The following is a 15,299-nucleotide window of genomic DNA, read 5'->3' on the forward strand; positions in this document are numbered from 1 at the left end:
ATGGGACTTGAGATTGGAATTGAGTGGCTGACACTCATCATGTTCGGCTCGCTGGTCGTCCTGCTGATGGCAGGGCTTCCACTGGCCTTCGTCACGGGCGGTCTGGCCTGTGTCTTCCTGTTCGTGCTGGGCGACGAACGCGCGCTCAACATCGTGCCGAGCCGCATCTTCCCGCTGATGACGAACTACCAGCTCTCGGCGATCCCCTTGTTCATCTTCATGGCGTCAATGCTGGAGAGGGCAGGGATCATCAACGAGATGTTCGACGTCATCTACAAGGTGCTGGGCGGTGTGCGCGGCGGTCTGGCCGCGGCCACCATCATTGCCTCGACGGTGCTTGCCGCGATGGTGGGCGTGATCGGGGCTGCGGTGGTGACGATGGGGATCATCGCGCTGCCGGCGATGCTCGATCGCGGATACAATGCCAAGATCGCGATGGGGTCTATCATGGCGGGCGGCACGCTCGGGATCCTGATCCCGCCGTCGATCCTTGCGATCATCTACGCGGTCGTGGCCGAGCAATCGGTGGGCGAACTGTTCATCGGTGCGGTAATCCCCGGCCTTCTCCTGTCGGGCATGTATGTGGCTTACGTGCTGATCCGCTGTGCGATCAACCCCGAGATGGGCCCGCCGATCCCGCCGGAAGAACGTATCACGGGCCGCGAGAAGATCCGCCTGATGAGCAACATGTCGGCGCCGATCTCGCTGATCGTGATCGTGCTGGGCGTGATCTTCACCGGCGTCGCGACCCCGGTGGAAGCTGCGGGCATCGGCACTTTCGGTGCGATCATCGTGGCCGCCATCCACCGCAAGCTCGACTGGCAGACGATCCGCGAGGCCGCGATCACGACGCTCAAGGCCTCGGCGATGGTCATCTGGATCATGTTCGGGGCGACGATCTTCGTCGGGCTCTATGTGCTCGAGGGAGGACAGCAATTCGTGCAGAACGCGCTGGAGGCGACCGGGCTCGGGCCGTGGGGCATCCTGATCATCATGCAGCTCGTGCTGATCATCCTCGGGATGTTCCTCGACTGGGTCGGCATCCTGCTGCTCTGCGTGCCGATCTTCGTGCCGATCGTGAAGGCGCTTGGGGCCGAGGCCTTCGGGCTGAGCGATCCCGACGATCTCGTGCTGTGGTTCGGGGTGCTCTACCTCGTGAACATGCAGATGAGCTTCCTCTCGCCGCCCTTCGGCTACGCGCTGTTCTATCTGCGCGGGGTGGCGCCGCCGGAAATTCCGATGGGCGACATCTTCCGCTCGGCGCTGCCGTTTCTCGCGCTTCAGGTGGTGGGGCTGCTGCTGTGCATGTTCTTCCCGGAGATCATCATCTGGCTGCCGAAACTGGTCTACGGTTGATCACTCGCATCTAGTCTGGGGCACACGAGAAGCCCCGCGCCGTGTCGCGGGGCTTTTCATTCTGGCTGATCTGCCGCGATTTCCGGATCGCATGAGCCCTCACGGCTCTGCCAGCTCGGCGCGACGGGCCTCGAGGGCTTCGATGAGCGTATCGGCCACCGCCCGAACCCTGCGCGATGCCGCGAGATCCGCGTGGATTGCCATGTAGATCGGACGCTCCATCGCAGACCCGTTGGGGAGCCGATCCGCCAGGAGCCTGAGCCCCGCCTCGCGGGCCAGAAGGTGCGGCAGCACGCCCACGCCCACGCCGCGCGCCACCGCCTCGACCTGTCCCGCCAAGGTGTTGACCGCCAGGCGCGGCGCTTGGTCCGCCCCGAAGGCGCGGGCCCACTCGACCTGCAGCTTCACCCCGCTCTCCTCGGGAAAGGGGAAGGTCACGAAGCGCTCGGGTCGGGCCCCGCTCGGCGGTCCGTAAAGGCCTACCCCCAGAACGCCCACTTGACGCACCAGAAGGTGACCATGTTCTGGGCGCAACAACCGCAGCGCCAGGTCGGCGTCGCGACGATGGAGATTGACGACTGCGGCACTGAAAAGGATTTCCACATCGAGCCCGGAATGTCTTGCCAGCAACGGCGCGAGCGCCGGCACGATAATGGGCGCGACGATGGTCTCGAAGCTTGCCAGACGCACGAGGCCCGCCACTTCGGCCTCCGCCCCCGCGCCTTGAGAAAAGCCCTGTATCGCCTGCTCCGCTTCTTCTGCACGCGGCAAGAGCGCCTCGCCCTGATCGGTCAGACGGTAGCCGCTCTGGTGGCGCAGAAAGAGAGGCACGCCGAGCGCTTGCTCTAGCCGATCGACGCGGCGCGATACCGTCGCGACCCCAAGGCCAAGGGTCTGGGCGACCCCGGAGAGGGTACCCGTCCGCGCCAGAGCGAGGAAAATCCGCGTGTCATCCCAATTCAGCCGCAAAGCTTTCTTCCAATTTTGGAAAACTGGTTGTCAAGATTATCTCTACGCCTCCCAAAATGAAAAGCGTAAACAGCCGGCGTCTTCCCATCGGATGAGGCCATCATGTCCGCAATCGACTTCCCTCCAGCGAAACGCTCCATCTCAGACGGCAGTGCGCTCTCCCTAAGCGCGCTGGCGGCAATCTTCTGGGGCACCAATTTCGAGGCGACCCGCGTCGCCCTCGAACATCTCTCTCCCTGGACCGCTGCCGCGAGCCGCTTCGCGATCGCAGCGGTTGCGATCGTGATCTGGCTCGGGGTTTCGCGCGGGGTTGATTTTCAAGTGCTCAAGCGTAACTGGCCCGCCTTCGCGGTTCTCGGCGTCGCCGGGGTCACGGGCTTCAACGCCGCCCTGTTTCTGGGGATGCAAAGTTCGAGCCCGGTCACCGCTGCACTGATCATGGGCACGACGCCGCTGACGACCAATCTGCTCGATGCGCTGGCTCAAAGACGCCTGCCGAAAGGGACCGCGATCGTCGGAATGATCGTGAGCTTGGTCGGCGTCGCTATGACGGTCGGAGCGTTCTCGGGAACGCGGTTCTCCGGCGGCGACATTCTCATCCTGATCGGAAGCATCGGCTGGTCGCTCTACTCCATCGGATGCCGCAGTTGGGTTCGCGAGGCATCTGCGGTGGAAACCGCGACCTGGACAATGGTCTTCGGAGCGTTCGGGCTCGTGGCGATCTCTCTGTTCGTCGGAAATCCTGTGCACGAACTGGTGCAGTCGGGGGCGGTCACCCAGCTGCTGGTTCTCTACATGGCACTGGGCGGCTCGGTCCTGGCCTATCTGTTCTGGCAGGTCGGCATTTCGGTGCGGGGGCCGGCCGCGACCTCGGTCCTCTTCAACCTCGTCCCTGTCGCCGCGCTTCTCGTCGCGATCGCCTTCGGGCGGATGCCCGGCTGGCAACAGATTCTGGGTGTGTTCGTCGCCATCCTCGGCGTGTTGCTCGCAAGCGGCCGGCTTCGTCTGCCCGGTCGCAACTGAGGATGCCCTCAGGCGAACTTGAAGCTTACGTGATGCCTTCGGCCGGAATATGGCTCTGGCTGAGGGGCGTCAGATCGCCCCGAAGAGAGCATCTGTCCCATGAAGAACCTGCTCTGGCGTCTCGCGTGTCGTCTCCGAAAACGACGCCGCTTCACTGACCCGCGAGACCTCCCGCCTGCACTCCTGCGCGACATCGGTCTCGAGGCGCATCTTTCTCGGTCGGATATTCGAATGAGCGGGCCGAGGCCCAACCGATCAATGCCGCCGGAAGCCGATCGCTGCAGATGAAGCTCGATTATCCCGGTTGATCGTCCCGATGAGCTGGCTCAGCCCGACCATATCCGGCCGGGCTGAGCCGTCGCTTCCGGGAGGTGCGTGGGCTCAGTCGAGCCCGTTCGCGCGTGCAACGAAATCCGCGAGATGCGGCACGTAATCTTCAGGGCCGTCGCCGCCGGTGGCCATTGCCATCGCGAAGGCGTTCTTGGCCGTGCTGGCGAGCGGGGTTGCGACAGTGGCGGCATTCGCCATCGACTCGACGTAGCGCAAATCCTTGTAGGCGTTGGCGAGGGTGAACTTGTGCGCCTCGCGGTTGCCCTCGAGCGCGTAGCCCATGAAGGTCTGGTAGAAGCCGCAATCCATCCGGCCGCCCCGGATCACCTTGTCGAACTGCTCGATCGGAATGCCCACCTTGCGCGACAGTGCGAGGGCTTCGGAATAAAGCGCGGCATAGCCCAGCGAGATGAAGTTGTTGAGCAGCTTCATGCGGTGGCCGTCGCCAAGGCTGCCGACGCGTACGATCTTGCCCGCCCAGGTGTCGATCACGGGCTCGATGCGCGCGAACAGCTCTTCATCCGCGCCGACCATGCAATCGAGCGTGCCTTCCCAGGCCTCTTTCGGGGTGCGGCTGAGCGGCGCATCCGCATAGGCGACGCCGATCTCTTCCATGTCCTTTGCGAGCTTCATCGTCACGGTCGGCTCGCCGGTCGAGCAGTCCACGATGACGCTGCCCTCTTTCAGGCCCGGAGTCAGCTTTGCGACTGCCTCGGCGGCTTCCGGCGCGCCGGTGAGGCACAGGAAGATGATCGAGGAGCGCGACGCGAGGTCTTCATAGGAGGTCGCCTCGGTCGCCCCGCGCGAGACCAGGTCCTCGATCGGCTTGCGGTTGCGGTGGGCGATCACGGTCAGCGGATAGCCTTTCTCGACGATGTTCTTGGCCATGCCGTGGCCCATCAGGCCGGTGCCGATGAAGCCGATGGTTTCCTGGGTCTTAGTCATTGGATACTCCGCTTGGGTCGATACGTCGTGAAATTCGGATCAGAGATTGAAGCGCTCCCGCAGGTCGGCGACCTGCGCCGGGGTCAGCGGGCGGATCGCGTGGCCCTGCAGGGCGAGGAACAGTTTGGAGGTCTCCTCCAGCTCTTCGGCGGCGTATTGCGCGTTCGACAGGCTGGTGCCCGCGACGACAGGGCCGTGATTGGCGAGCAGCACCGAATGATGCGCGCTGGCGAGCGAGCGTACGGCCTCGGCCAGTTCGGGATCGCCCGGCGCGTAGTAGGGCACGAGCGGCAGCTTGCCCACGCGCATCACGTGATAGGCCGTGAGCGGCGGCAGCACGTCCTCGGTATCAATGTCGCGCAGGATCGAGACGGCCGTCGAGTGGGTCGAGTGCAGATGGATCACCGCGCCCGCTTCCTGACGCTCGTCATACATCGCGAAATGCAGGAAGGACTCTTTGGTTGGCTTGTCGCCCGAGACGAAGTTGCCGTCCCGGTCGAAAAGGGAGATCCGGGCCGGATCGAGTGTGCCGAGCGAGGCATTGGTGGGCGTCATCAACCAACCGCCATCGGGCAGCCGCGCCGAGATATTGCCGGAAGACCCGGCGGTAAGGCCGCGATCGAAGAGCGAGCGCCCGATGGTGCAGATCTGGTCGCGCAGGCGCGTTTCGTCAGACATGTTCGGCCTCCGGCTCCAGCAGGTCCCACGCCTTGAGGAAGAAATCCTCGGCGCCGAAATTGCCTGATTTGAGCGCGAGCGCGAGGCGCGGGCCGGAGAGGCTCATCGTCCACGGCACGCCGGGGTCGATCTCGGGGCCGATGTCGAGCAGGCGCACACCGAGCGCCGTCGTCACCGCGCCCGACGTTTCGCCGCCCGCGATCAGCATGCGGGTAAACCCGGCATCGCGCAGACGTTCGGCGATTGCGGCCAGCGTGTCTTCGACCAGTGCGCCGGAGGCGTCTCGGCCCAGACGGGACTGGATCTTGCCGAGCTGCGCCGGATCTGCGCTGGAATAGATCAGGGGGGTGCTGTCGGCGGGTTGTGCGATGGCCCAGTCGGCGATCTCATCCGCGCTCTGTCGGCCTTCGGTCAGCGCCTCCACGTCGAGCGCGAGACTCGGCAGCCCTGCAGCCTGAGCGGCCGCGATCTGGCCGCGGGTCGCGACCGAGCAGGAGCCCGCGAGGATCGCGCTGCGGCCCTCCGGAGCTGGCATCCGATCCGGGGCGCTATGCGCGTCGCTCCGGTCGCGAAGCGCTGCGGCGAGGCCCAGACCGATGCCCGAGCCGCCGGTGACCAGCGGCATCTCCGCGCAGGCCGCGCCGAGCGTCATCAAGTCCGATTCGTCGATCGTGTCGGTGACGACGACGCGGGTGCCAGCCGCGCGGGCGGCCTCAAAGGCCTTGCGCAGCGCGGCCTCTCCCTGCCTGATCGTCGTGACGTCGATCAGGCCGACTTTCAGCGTCGTCTGCCGCCCCAGAACCCGCACCAGATCGGGGTCGCGCATCGGGGTGAGCGGGTGGTCCTTGAGCGGGCTTTCCGACAGCAGACGGTCGCCCACGAAAAGGTGGCCCTTGTAGACTGTGCGCCCGGTCGCCGGGAAGGCGGGGCAGGCGATGGTGAGGGTCGTGCCGGTGAACTCCATCAGGGCCTCGGTGACCGGCCCGATATTGCCGTGGTCGGTGGAGTCGAAGGTCGAGCAATATTTGAACATCAGGCGTTGCGCCCCGGCCGCGCGCAGGGCTTTCGCCGCTTTCAGCGACAGTTCTACCGCGTCGCCTGCCGGAATGGTGCGCGACTTCAGCGCGACCACCACCGCATCGGCGCCCGACAGGTCCATTTGCGGCCCCGGCAGGCCGATGACCTGCCGCGTCTTCAACCCGCTGCGTGACAGCATCAGGCACAGGTCAGTGGCGCCGGTAATATCGTCGGCGACCGCTCCGATCAGCATGGAAATTCCTCCCTCGGTCCACAGATCGCCGATCGCCCCGACGGCGCGGGGCGGCGATTTCACATAGCCCTTGCAAAGCCGTTGCGGCTCGGGCTAACGATGTAATGACAACGCTATCATTCCAGCAATGCAAGCGCAAGACGGACGCTGGAAGGGGGCAGGTTGAGACTAGAAATCGGCGATTGAGAGGTATTCCGCATGAAGTCACCCCAAGAGACGAAGGTCTGTGTCATCGGTCTGGGATCGATGGGCTTCGGCATGGCCGAGAGCTTGCTGCGAGACGGGTTCGCGGTGACGGGCGTCGATGTGAATGCCGATGCGATGGAGCGCTTTGCGGCGCTTGGCGGCGCGGTTGCAGCCGACCCTGCGACGGGGGCGCAAGATGCGGAACTGGTGATCGCCGTGGTCGTCAATGCCGACCAGACAGAGCAGGTGCTTTTCGGACCGGGCGGCGCCGTCGCGACCATGTCCGAGGGCGGCGTGGTGATGTCCTGCGCCACGATGGCCCCCGATTTGGCGCGTGTCTTCGCCAAGCGCTGCGCCGCGGCGGGCGTGACCTATCTCGATACACCGATCAGCGGTGGTGCTCAGCGTGCCGCCAGCGGTGAGTTGACGATCATGGGCTCGGGTCCGGCGGCGGCTTTTGCGCGCATTCGCCCGGCGCTCGATAGTGTCGCCGCCAAGGTCTACGAGCTTGGCGAGGAGGCAGGCACGGGCGCGGCCTTCAAGGTGGTCAATCAACTTCTCGCCGGTGTGCATATCGCGGCGGCCTGTGAGGCGATCACCTTCGCCAAGGCGATGGATCTGGACCTGGAGAAGGTCTACGAGGTGATCACCGCGTCAGCGGGCAATTCGTGGATGTTCGAGAACCGCGTGCCGCATGTCCTCGAGGGCGATTACAGCCCGCGCAGCGCGGTGGATATCTTCACCAAGGATCTCGGGATCGTGGCGGATATCGGGAGGGACCTGAAATTCCCGACGCCGATCGCCGGGACGGCTCTGCAGATGTTCGTGATGACGGCGGCGGCCGGGATGGGGCGCGACGACGATGCCTCTGTCGCGCGGATGCTGGCGAATATCGCGGGGCTCGAGCTGCCTGATGCAGCGCCCGCAAGCGAGGGCTGAGCGATGCCCAGATTTGCCGCCAACCTGACGATGATGTTCACCGAGCACGAGTTTCTCGACCGCTTCGCCGCGGCGAAAAAGGCCGGTTTCGATGCGGTCGAATATCTCTTTCCCTACGACCACCCGCCCGAGGCGATCGCGGAGCGACTGCGGGCGCACGGCCTGACGCAGGCGCTCTTCAATCTGCCGCCCGGCAACTGGGAGGCGGGTGATCGCGGGCTGGCCGCATTGCCGGATCGCGCCGAGGAATTCCGCGCCTCGATCGACACTGCTTTGCGCTATGCCGAGGCGACCGGGGTCGGGCGCGTGCATGTGATGAGTGGGCTCGCCTCGCGCCAAGATGTGACCGCGCTGACCGCCTATCGCGACTCGTTGCGGAGGGTCTGTGATGCGGCCGGGGCACAGGGGCTCGATGTAGTGATCGAGCCGATCAACACGCGCGACATGCCGGGCTATTTTCTGGATGATTTCAGCTTCGCTGCCGATCTGATCGCGGAGCTTGGGCTGCCCAATCTCAAGCTGCAATTCGACATCTATCACCGCCAGATTCTGCACGGGGACGTGCTGATGGGGCTGCGGGAGATGGCGCCGATCATCGGGCATGTTCAGATCGCCGCGGTGCCGGATCGGCACGAGCCAGGAACCGGCGAGCTCGACGACGCGCGCATTCTGCGCGAACTGGACGCACTGGGCTATGAAGGGTTCGTGGGCTGCGAATACCGCCCGGCAGGCCGGACAGAGGATGGTCTGGACTGGATGCGCGCCTTCGCCTGAGACGAAGGCGCACACCTTATCAGCTTTCGATATAATCGCGATGAAGGGCCCAGTCGCCCGGGCTGAACCGGTCCGAGGCGAATTGCTGCTGGTGCCAATAGGGATAGATCACAGGCAGCTTGCTGACCTCGTGCAGGCGCTTCAGCTCGTCTTCGCTCAACTCCAGATCCACTGCGCGGAAATTGTCGCGGAACTGCTGTTCATTGCGTCCGCCGATGACGAGCGAGCTGATCGCGGGACGCGTCAGCAGCCACGCCAGCGCGACCTGCGCCGCCGAGACCCCATGCGCGTCACCGATCTCGACCAGCGCATCGACGATGTTCCACAGCTTCTCCTCGTCGCGGATCGGCGGCTCGGTCCAGCCCGCGAATTGCCGCGAGCCTTCCGGCGTGTCCTTGCCTCGGCGATGCTTGCCCGACAGCAGACCGGCGGCGAGCGGGCTCCAGACCAGTACGCCCAGCCCCTGATCGACCGAGATCGGCAGCAATTCGTATTCCGCCTCGCGGGCCTCGAGCGTGTAGTGGATCTGCTGCGCCACGAAGCGCTCGCGCAGGCTCCGGTCGCTGACGCCGAGGGCCTTCATGATGTGCCAGCCCGAGAAGTTCGAGCAGGCGATGTAGCGGACCTTGCCCTGTTGCACGAGCGTGTCGAGCGCCGAGACCATCTCCTCCATCGGGGTCACGCCGTCCCATTCGTGCATGTGGTAGATGTCGATGTGGTCGGTCCGCAGACGCTTGAGCGAGCGTTCGCATTCGCGGATCAGGTGATAGCGCGAAAAGCCCTCGTCATTCGGTCCATCGGCGATCCGCATCCGCGCCTTGGAGGAGATCAGCACGTCATCGCGCCGACCGTCGAGCACTTCGCCAAGGATCTCTTCCGAGAGGCCGGTCGAGTACATGTTCGCGGTGTCATAGAGGTTGATGCCGGAGTCGATGCAGGTGTCGACCAGCTTGCGCGCTTCGCTGACGCCTTGGGCGCCGACGGCCTTGAAAGCGCCTGCGCCCCCGAACGTGAACGTGCCCATCGTGAGCACCGAAACCTTGAGTCCAGATCGTCCTAAGGTTCTGTATTTCATTTATATCTCCTCCTCTTGAGTATCGTTTGTCCAGGCGCGATCAGCGCGCCAGAAGTCTTGCGACATGCGCGATGCCCAAGGTCGGGCTGGTCAGAACCGGCGGATCATCCGCACTCGTTTCGAGCCGTTGGAGCGCGCGCGCCATCGAGGCCTGTGCCAGAACCACCACGTCGTTTTCGCGGGCGAGCCGGGCGATGCCTTCGGCAACCCGCGCATCGTGCCCCTCGCGGTCGCCCGATTGCAGCGTCTCGAAGGCGCCCTCGACGACCTGGCTCGTGATGGCGCTGTCCGCCCCGGCCTTGCGGCTGACGCGCTCGATCAGCTCGGCGGTGGGCGTCAATGTCGATTGCAGCGTCGCGAGCACGCCGATGCGGCGGCCTTTTGCGACCGCTTCCTGTGCCATCCCCTCGTCGATGCGCATCAGCGGCACGGGGCAGAGCGGTGCGATGCGTTCGACCGCGCCGCCGAGGCTGGAGCAGGTCACGAGAACCGCCTCGGCCCCTGCATCGACCGCCGACCAGATCATGCCCGTCAGGCGGCGCGCCGTCATCGGACTGACCGATCCGTCGCGGATCGTCAGGCGCAGAAGGCTCTCGTCGAGCATGTTGAAAACTTTCCAGCCGGGCAGGTGGGCCTGCGCCAGGCCTTCAAGCTCCGGGATCAACCCGGCAACGGTATGGATCATCGCAAGGGAACGAGGTGATTCGTGTCTTTCGTGATGCATTCGCGGGCTCCTATGTTGCGGTTGACGCGCTCTGGTCTCGCTAGTCATGACAGCGCTGTCATGTTCGTGAGTATCATCATGGACCTGCTTCGATGACAAGCCGGAATGTCCCAAGCGCCTTGTTTGAAACGCTTTGACCGGGTTCGGAACTACGTTCCGCGGGGGAGGGCGCGTCCTTCCGACACCTGTCCTGACACAAGTTTTTGTTATTTGCTGATTGACAAGACGGCTTTGCGGTTCGCAATATGACAGCGCTGTCACAGGAGGAATGGCAGCGCTAGCATTTCGGGCGACCCCCCGTCCGACCCGCCAGCCCCCGCCGAAGCGTTCGGCGCCGGATGTGCGTGCGGAAGGTCGGGGACGCGGAGAAGGGAGGGGCGTTTTGGCACTGTCGGAAAATTCGGTCACGCCATCGGAAAGGAAATCCATGCGAGTCCTGCATCAATTGCTTCAACTGCGTCACATGCGTGAATTCAACGTTCTGATCGCGTTGATCCTGATGGGGCTGCTGATCAGCTTGTTCACACCGTATTTCCTGACCGTGTCGAACCTGATGGGGGTGTCGCGGGCGTTCTCGCTGACCGCCATCATGAGCATCGGTATGGTGATGGTCATCATCACCGGCGGGATCGACCTGTCGGTGGGCTCCGCGATGGGGCTCGCCGGTCTGATTACGGCGCTCTGCTTCGATGCGGGCTACTCGCAATATGCGGCGGTGGCCGCGGGGCTCGGTGTCGGGCTTGCCTTCGGGTTGACCAACGGGCTGCTGATCACCGCGATCGGCCTGCCGCCCTTCATCGCCACGCTCGGCACGCTGAGCATCGGGCGCGGCTTGATGTATATGATTACCCACGGCGTCCCGTTGACCCCAGAGACACCCGAGAGCTTCAGCTTTCTGGGACAGGGCTATGTCGGCCCGGTGCCGGTGCCGGTTGTGATCCTGCTCGTGCTGACGCTCGTCTTTACGGTCATCATGACCCGGACCCGCTTCGGTCGGCACGTCTATGCCACGGGCGGCAACGAGAACGCGGCACGTCTGAGCGGGGTGAAGGTCCAGCGCGTCAAGCTCGCGGTCTACGTCCTGTCCTCGACAATCTCTGCGCTGGCCGGCGTTATCGCCTTTTCGCGCTACCTGTCGGCAGAACCGGCGTCCGGCTTCGGTTCGGAGCTTGAGGTGATCGCCGCCGCCGCAATCGGCGGAGCCAGCCTTGCGGGCGGTATCGGCTCGGTGCTGGGCGCGGTCATCGGGGCCGCCCTGATCGGCGAGATCGCCAACGGCGTCGTGCTGCTCAACATCAATACCTATGCCCAGCAGGCCATTACTGGCGGCGTGATCCTGATCGCGGTCAGTCTGGACGTGCTGCGCAATCGGATGGGCGGCCGCGGCTGAGCCGCGTCGTCCGGAAAGCAACAAGATCAAGAAGCCGGACCGCGTCTCGAAGAGGAGAGAGCGGCGTGAGATCCGGACGAAGAAGGCCCCGGTGCGGGTCGCAAAACCGAAACTGCATCAACAATAGAGGCCTGCCGCGCGTGGTCGGGTCTGGAGGAGGAGAGAAGATGCGTATTGCAATGAAAGCCGCCGCGGCGGTTCTGGTCCTGGCAACCGGTATGGGGGCGGCTGCGTCCTATGCTCAGGACATCACCGTGGCGCTCGTGCCGAAGGTGGCGGTTCCGTTCTTCGACGACTGCAACACCGGCGGGGCCGAGGCAGCGAAAGAGCTGGGCGTGAACTACCAGTGGGTGGTGCCGGCGAACACGCAGGGTTCGACGCAGGTCAAGATCATCGAGGATCTGATGGCGCGTCACGTCGACGGGATCGGGATCTCGGTCAACGAGCCGAAATCGGTCGAGGGCATCATCAAGCAGGCCACCGATGCGGGTATCAAGGTCGTCACCTTCGACAGCGACAGCGCCAATAGCGCGCGCAGCATGTATATCGGCACGATCAACAAGCAGGCGGGCGTCACCATGGGCAAGTCCATGGCCGAAGCGCTCGGCGGCAAGGGTGAGGTGGCGATCGTCACCGGTCAGCTTGGTGCGTCCAACCTGAACGAGCGGATCGACGGCGTGAAGGAAGCGCTGGCCGACTATCCCGACATCAAGCTGGTCGCGACCGAAGGCACCGAGGACGACCTCGCCCGCGCCGTTTCGGTGACCGAGGCGCTCCTGCGCGCAAACCCGAACCTCGCCGGTATCTTCGGCATCAGCCAGGTCGGCGGCCCGGCCGTCGCGAAGGTTCTCGCGCAGCAGGAATTCGCGGACAAGAAAGGCAAGCTGAAGGTCTTTGCGTTCGACGATCTGCCCGACACGATCAAGGGCGTGAAGGAAGGCTTCATCGACGGCATCATGGTCCAGCGCCCGATCACGATGGGCAAGCTGGCGGTCGAGCATCTCGTGGCCCAGATCAAGGGTGAAGAGACCGATCCGCAGAACATCGACACCGGTGTGACCGTCGTGACTGCCGACAACCTCGACAGCTACACCAAGTAATCTCCGACGACACCTGGGCGGGGCCAAGCGTGGCCCCGCCCGACATTCTTCAGCTTGAGGCCGCGATGAAACCGTTTCTCGAAATGATCAGCATTTCCAAGACCTTTCCCGGGGTGAAGGCGCTGGACCACGTCGACCTGCATCTCAACTCCGGCGAGGTGCATGTGCTGGCAGGGGAAAACGGCGCCGGCAAGAGCACCCTGATGAAGATCATGACAGGCGTGCTGCGCGCCGATCCGGGAGGGGAGATCCGCGTCGAGGGCGAACCCGTCGTGATCAAGAACCCGGTCCATGCGCGGTCGCTCGGCATCTCGATCATTTACCAGGAACTCGCAGTGGTGAATAACCTCACCGTCGCCGAGAACGTCTTTCTCGCGCGTGAGCCGCTATTGCCGACCGGCCTGATCGACCGCACCAAGATGAATGCGGACACCCGCGCAGTGCTGCACGAGCTTGGCGTGGAAATCGACCCGGAAGCTATGGTCGGCACGCTTTCGATCGGCCAGAGACAGCTGATCGAGATCGCCCGCGCCATCTCCTACAATTCCAAACTCATCATCATGGACGAGCCGACCGCGTCGCTCAGCCACCACGAGGCCTCGACGCTGTTGCGCATGTCGCGCAAACTGGCCGAGCAGGGTGTCGGTATCGTCTTCATCTCGCACAAGCTCGAGGAAATCTTCGAAATCGCGGACCGCGTCACCGTGCTGCGCGACGGTCGCACCGTCGATACACGGCCCGTCTCAGAGATGACGAGCGACCTGCTGGTGCGCCTGATGGTGGATCGCGAGCTCGACCAGCTTTTCGGCCATCACACCTCCCACGCGACCGACGAGGTTCTGATGTCGGTGCGCAATCTCACCGAAAAGCGCGTGAAGGACGAAGGTGTGTTCGTGCGCGATGTCGATTTCGACCTGCATCGCGGCGAAGTTCTGGGCTTCTTCGGTCTGGTCGGTGCCGGACGGACCGAAGTGATGGAGATGATTTTCGGCAGCCGCCCCCATAGCGGCGAGATTTCGATCAACGGCAAACCGGCGCGGATTTCCTCGCCCTCGGACGCGATAGAGCATGGGCTCGGATTTGTGACCGAAGATCGGCAATCGCGAGGGCTTGTCCTCGGCATGTCGGTGCGCGAGAACTTTTCCCTCACGCATCTGAGCGACTATTGCAGCTTCGACTTCGTGAACCGTCGCAAGGAAACGGCGGCCTGTGCGGATTATATCCGCGCGCTGGGCATCAAGACGCCGTCGCCCGAGCAGAAGGTGCTCAACCTGTCGGGCGGCAACCAGCAGAAGGTCGTCTTGGCGAAATGGGCCGCGCGCCGTCCGCAGATCCTGATCGTCGACGAGCCGACGCGCGGGATCGACATCGGCGCCAAGGCCGAGGTGCACACGTTGTTGGGCAAGATGGCCGAGGAGGGCATGTCGATCATCGTCGTCTCGTCGGACCTGCCGGAGATTCTGGCGATCAGCGACCGTGTGATCGTGCTGAAGGAGGGGAAGATCAGCGGCGAACTGACCCGAGAGAACGCCACGCAGGAAAGCGTGATGCTGGCGGCGACCGGCTGAGGCCGTCCCGCCGAACCAAAAAGCGAATGAACGAAACGGAGATTGAAATGACCAAGCGCGTAGTATTCACAGGCGGCACCGGCAAGGCAGGGCGTCATGCGGTGCCGCATCTGCTGAGCAAGGGCTACGATGTGCTCAACGTCGACCTCAAGCCGCTCGACGTCCCGGGCGTGAACACGCTGATCACCGACGTGACCGACAGCGGCGCCGTGTTCAACGCGCTGACCACCCACCACGACTTCGGCGGGTTCGAGAAGGGCGCGCCGCCGTCGCCGCCCGATGCGGTCGTGCATTTCGCCGCGATCCCGCGCGTGCTGATCGAGCCCGACAACGTGACCTATCAGGCCAACGTCATGAGCACCTACAACGTGATCGAGGCGGCGATGAAGCTCGGCGTGCGCAAGGTGATCATCGCCTCGTCCGAGACGACCTATGGCGTGTGCTTCGCCGAGGGCGACAAGGATTTTCACTCCTTCCCGCTCGAGGAAGATTACGACAGCGATCCGATGGACAGCTACGGGCTCTCCAAGGTCTGCAACGAGAAGACCGCCCGCGCCTTCGCCGCCCGCTACGGCGCCGATATTTACGCGCTGCGCATCGGCAACGTGATCGAGCCCCATGAATACGGCATGTTCAAGGGGTTCCTCGAGAACCCGATGAGCCGCAAACGCAACGCCTGGAGCTATATCGACGCGCGCGATCTGGGTGAGATCGTGCATCTGTGCATCGAGAAGGACGGTCTGGGCTATCAGGTGTTCAACGCGGTCAACGACACGATCACCGCCGACATGCCGACCACCGAGTTCTTGAAGAAATACTGCCCGAACACGCCGATCACCCGTGAGATGGGTGCCGACGAGGCACCGATCTCGAACCGCAAGGCGCGCGAGGTTCTGGGCTTCAAGGAAGCGCATCCGTGGCGCAAATACGTGGAGGTATGATCGCCACGGTCCTCGCGATGTTTTCGCGCCA

Annotated in this window: 14 protein-coding genes; 8 read left to right on the forward strand and 6 right to left on the reverse strand. The window is 64.1% G+C overall.

Translation table 11 applies throughout. The features are described 5' to 3' along the window. Positions 1-1,356, forward strand: a complete 1,356-nt coding sequence (locus B6V73_RS03645; RefSeq protein WP_075776423.1) for a TRAP transporter large permease subunit — start codon at positions 1-3, stop codon at positions 1,354-1,356. Between the two features lie 99 nt (positions 1,357-1,455). Here the strand turns inward: B6V73_RS03645 and B6V73_RS03650 are convergent, their stop codons facing one another. Beyond that, positions 1,456-2,325 carry a LysR family transcriptional regulator gene (locus tag B6V73_RS03650; protein ID WP_206185559.1) on the reverse strand — a complete coding sequence of 290 codons (870 nt, stop codon included), beginning with the start codon at positions 2,323-2,325 and terminating at the stop codon, positions 1,456-1,458. Positions 2,326-2,427: 102 nt separating this feature from the next. Between B6V73_RS03650 and B6V73_RS03655 the strand changes: the two genes are divergently transcribed. After that, positions 2,428-3,348: a DMT family transporter gene (locus B6V73_RS03655; RefSeq protein WP_088724557.1), complete on the forward strand. Its 921-nt coding sequence runs from the start codon at positions 2,428-2,430 to the stop codon at positions 3,346-3,348. Between the two features lie 381 nt (positions 3,349-3,729). Here B6V73_RS03655 and B6V73_RS03660 read toward each other — a convergent pair whose 3' ends face one another. The 3 genes from B6V73_RS03660 to otnK are packed head-to-tail and all read right to left on the reverse strand — an operon-like array spanning position 3,730 to position 6,571. Beyond that, positions 3,730-4,623, reverse strand: a complete 894-nt coding sequence (locus B6V73_RS03660) for an NAD(P)-dependent oxidoreductase (RefSeq protein ID WP_088724558.1) — start codon at positions 4,621-4,623, stop codon at positions 3,730-3,732. A gap of 39 nt (positions 4,624-4,662) precedes the next feature. Next, positions 4,663-5,301, reverse strand: coding sequence for a 3-oxo-tetronate 4-phosphate decarboxylase (otnC, locus tag B6V73_RS03665; RefSeq protein ID WP_088724559.1), 639 nt, complete (start codon positions 5,299-5,301; stop codon positions 4,663-4,665). Next, the gene (gene otnK, locus B6V73_RS03670) at positions 5,294-6,571 is read right to left on the reverse strand and encodes a 3-oxo-tetronate kinase (RefSeq protein WP_088724560.1); all 1,278 of its coding nucleotides are present in this window, start codon (positions 6,569-6,571) and stop codon (positions 5,294-5,296) included. Before otnK ends, otnC begins: the two co-directional genes overlap by 8 nt. Before the next feature lie 198 nt (positions 6,572-6,769). Between otnK and ltnD the strand changes: the two genes are divergently transcribed. Then, positions 6,770-7,696 (forward strand): L-threonate dehydrogenase, encoded by a 927-nt coding sequence (ltnD, locus tag B6V73_RS03675; protein WP_088724561.1) that lies wholly within the window; start codon positions 6,770-6,772, stop codon positions 7,694-7,696. Between the two features lie 3 nt (positions 7,697-7,699). Further along, a complete protein-coding gene (otnI, locus tag B6V73_RS03680) occupies positions 7,700-8,470 on the forward strand; it encodes a 2-oxo-tetronate isomerase (protein WP_088724562.1) in 771 nt (256 codons plus the stop codon). Positions 8,471-8,489: 19 nt separating this feature from the next. On the opposite strand, the gene B6V73_RS03685 is transcribed toward otnI, so the two are convergent. Next, positions 8,490-9,545, reverse strand: a complete 1,056-nt coding sequence (locus B6V73_RS03685) for an aldo/keto reductase (RefSeq protein WP_088724563.1) — start codon at positions 9,543-9,545, stop codon at positions 8,490-8,492. 40 nt (positions 9,546-9,585) lie between these two features. Further along, a complete protein-coding gene (locus B6V73_RS03690; RefSeq protein ID WP_240504092.1) occupies positions 9,586-10,230 on the reverse strand; it encodes an aspartate/glutamate racemase family protein in 645 nt (214 codons plus the stop codon). A gap of 466 nt (positions 10,231-10,696) precedes the next feature. Here B6V73_RS03690 and B6V73_RS03695 point away from each other — a divergent pair, with 466 nt between their 5' ends. The 4 genes from B6V73_RS03695 (at position 10,697) to B6V73_RS03710 (ending at position 15,268) form a co-directional block, all read left to right on the forward strand. Then, the gene (locus B6V73_RS03695; RefSeq protein WP_088724565.1) at positions 10,697-11,659 is read left to right on the forward strand and encodes an ABC transporter permease; all 963 of its coding nucleotides are present in this window, start codon (positions 10,697-10,699) and stop codon (positions 11,657-11,659) included. Between the two features lie 167 nt (positions 11,660-11,826). Next, entirely contained in the window at positions 11,827-12,759 is a 933-nt protein-coding gene (locus B6V73_RS03700; protein ID WP_088724566.1) for a sugar-binding protein, read from the forward strand. Between the two features lie 65 nt (positions 12,760-12,824). Next, positions 12,825-14,327 (forward strand): sugar ABC transporter ATP-binding protein, encoded by a 1,503-nt coding sequence (locus tag B6V73_RS03705; RefSeq protein WP_088719228.1) that lies wholly within the window; start codon positions 12,825-12,827, stop codon positions 14,325-14,327. A gap of 47 nt (positions 14,328-14,374) precedes the next feature. Next, on the forward strand, positions 14,375-15,268 hold the full coding sequence (locus B6V73_RS03710) for an NAD(P)-dependent oxidoreductase (protein ID WP_075776453.1): 894 nt from the start codon (positions 14,375-14,377) through the stop codon (positions 15,266-15,268). The last annotated feature ends 31 nt before the right edge of the window (positions 15,269-15,299 follow it).

The sequence above is a fragment of the Thioclava sp. JM3 genome, assembly GCF_002213185.1.
Taxonomy (GTDB): domain Bacteria; phylum Pseudomonadota; class Alphaproteobacteria; order Rhodobacterales; family Rhodobacteraceae; genus Thioclava; species Thioclava nitratireducens.

Coding starts and splice junctions, on each gene's coding strand:
- B6V73_RS03645 (WP_075776423.1), top strand. CDS start 1: ATGGGACTTGAGATTGGAATTGAGTGGCTGACACTCATCATGTTCGGC.
- B6V73_RS03655 (WP_088724557.1), top strand. CDS start 2,428: ATGTCCGCAATCGACTTCCCTCCAGCGAAACGCTCCATCTCAGACGGC.
- B6V73_RS03660 (WP_088724558.1), bottom strand. CDS start 4,623: ATGACTAAGACCCAGGAAACCATCGGCTTCATCGGCACCGGCCTGATG.
- otnC (WP_088724559.1), bottom strand. CDS start 5,301: ATGTCTGACGAAACGCGCCTGCGCGACCAGATCTGCACCATCGGGCGC.
- otnK (WP_088724560.1), bottom strand. CDS start 6,571: ATGCTGATCGGAGCGGTCGCCGACGATATTACCGGCGCCACTGACCTG.
- ltnD (WP_088724561.1), top strand. CDS start 6,770: ATGAAGTCACCCCAAGAGACGAAGGTCTGTGTCATCGGTCTGGGATCG.
- otnI (WP_088724562.1), top strand. CDS start 7,700: ATGCCCAGATTTGCCGCCAACCTGACGATGATGTTCACCGAGCACGAG.
- B6V73_RS03685 (WP_088724563.1), bottom strand. CDS start 9,545: ATGAAATACAGAACCTTAGGACGATCTGGACTCAAGGTTTCGGTGCTC.
- B6V73_RS03690 (WP_240504092.1), bottom strand. CDS start 10,230: ATGATCCATACCGTTGCCGGGTTGATCCCGGAGCTTGAAGGCCTGGCG.
- B6V73_RS03695 (WP_088724565.1), top strand. CDS start 10,697: ATGCGAGTCCTGCATCAATTGCTTCAACTGCGTCACATGCGTGAATTC.
- B6V73_RS03700 (WP_088724566.1), top strand. CDS start 11,827: ATGCGTATTGCAATGAAAGCCGCCGCGGCGGTTCTGGTCCTGGCAACC.
- B6V73_RS03705 (WP_088719228.1), top strand. CDS start 12,825: ATGAAACCGTTTCTCGAAATGATCAGCATTTCCAAGACCTTTCCCGGG.
- B6V73_RS03710 (WP_075776453.1), top strand. CDS start 14,375: ATGACCAAGCGCGTAGTATTCACAGGCGGCACCGGCAAGGCAGGGCGT.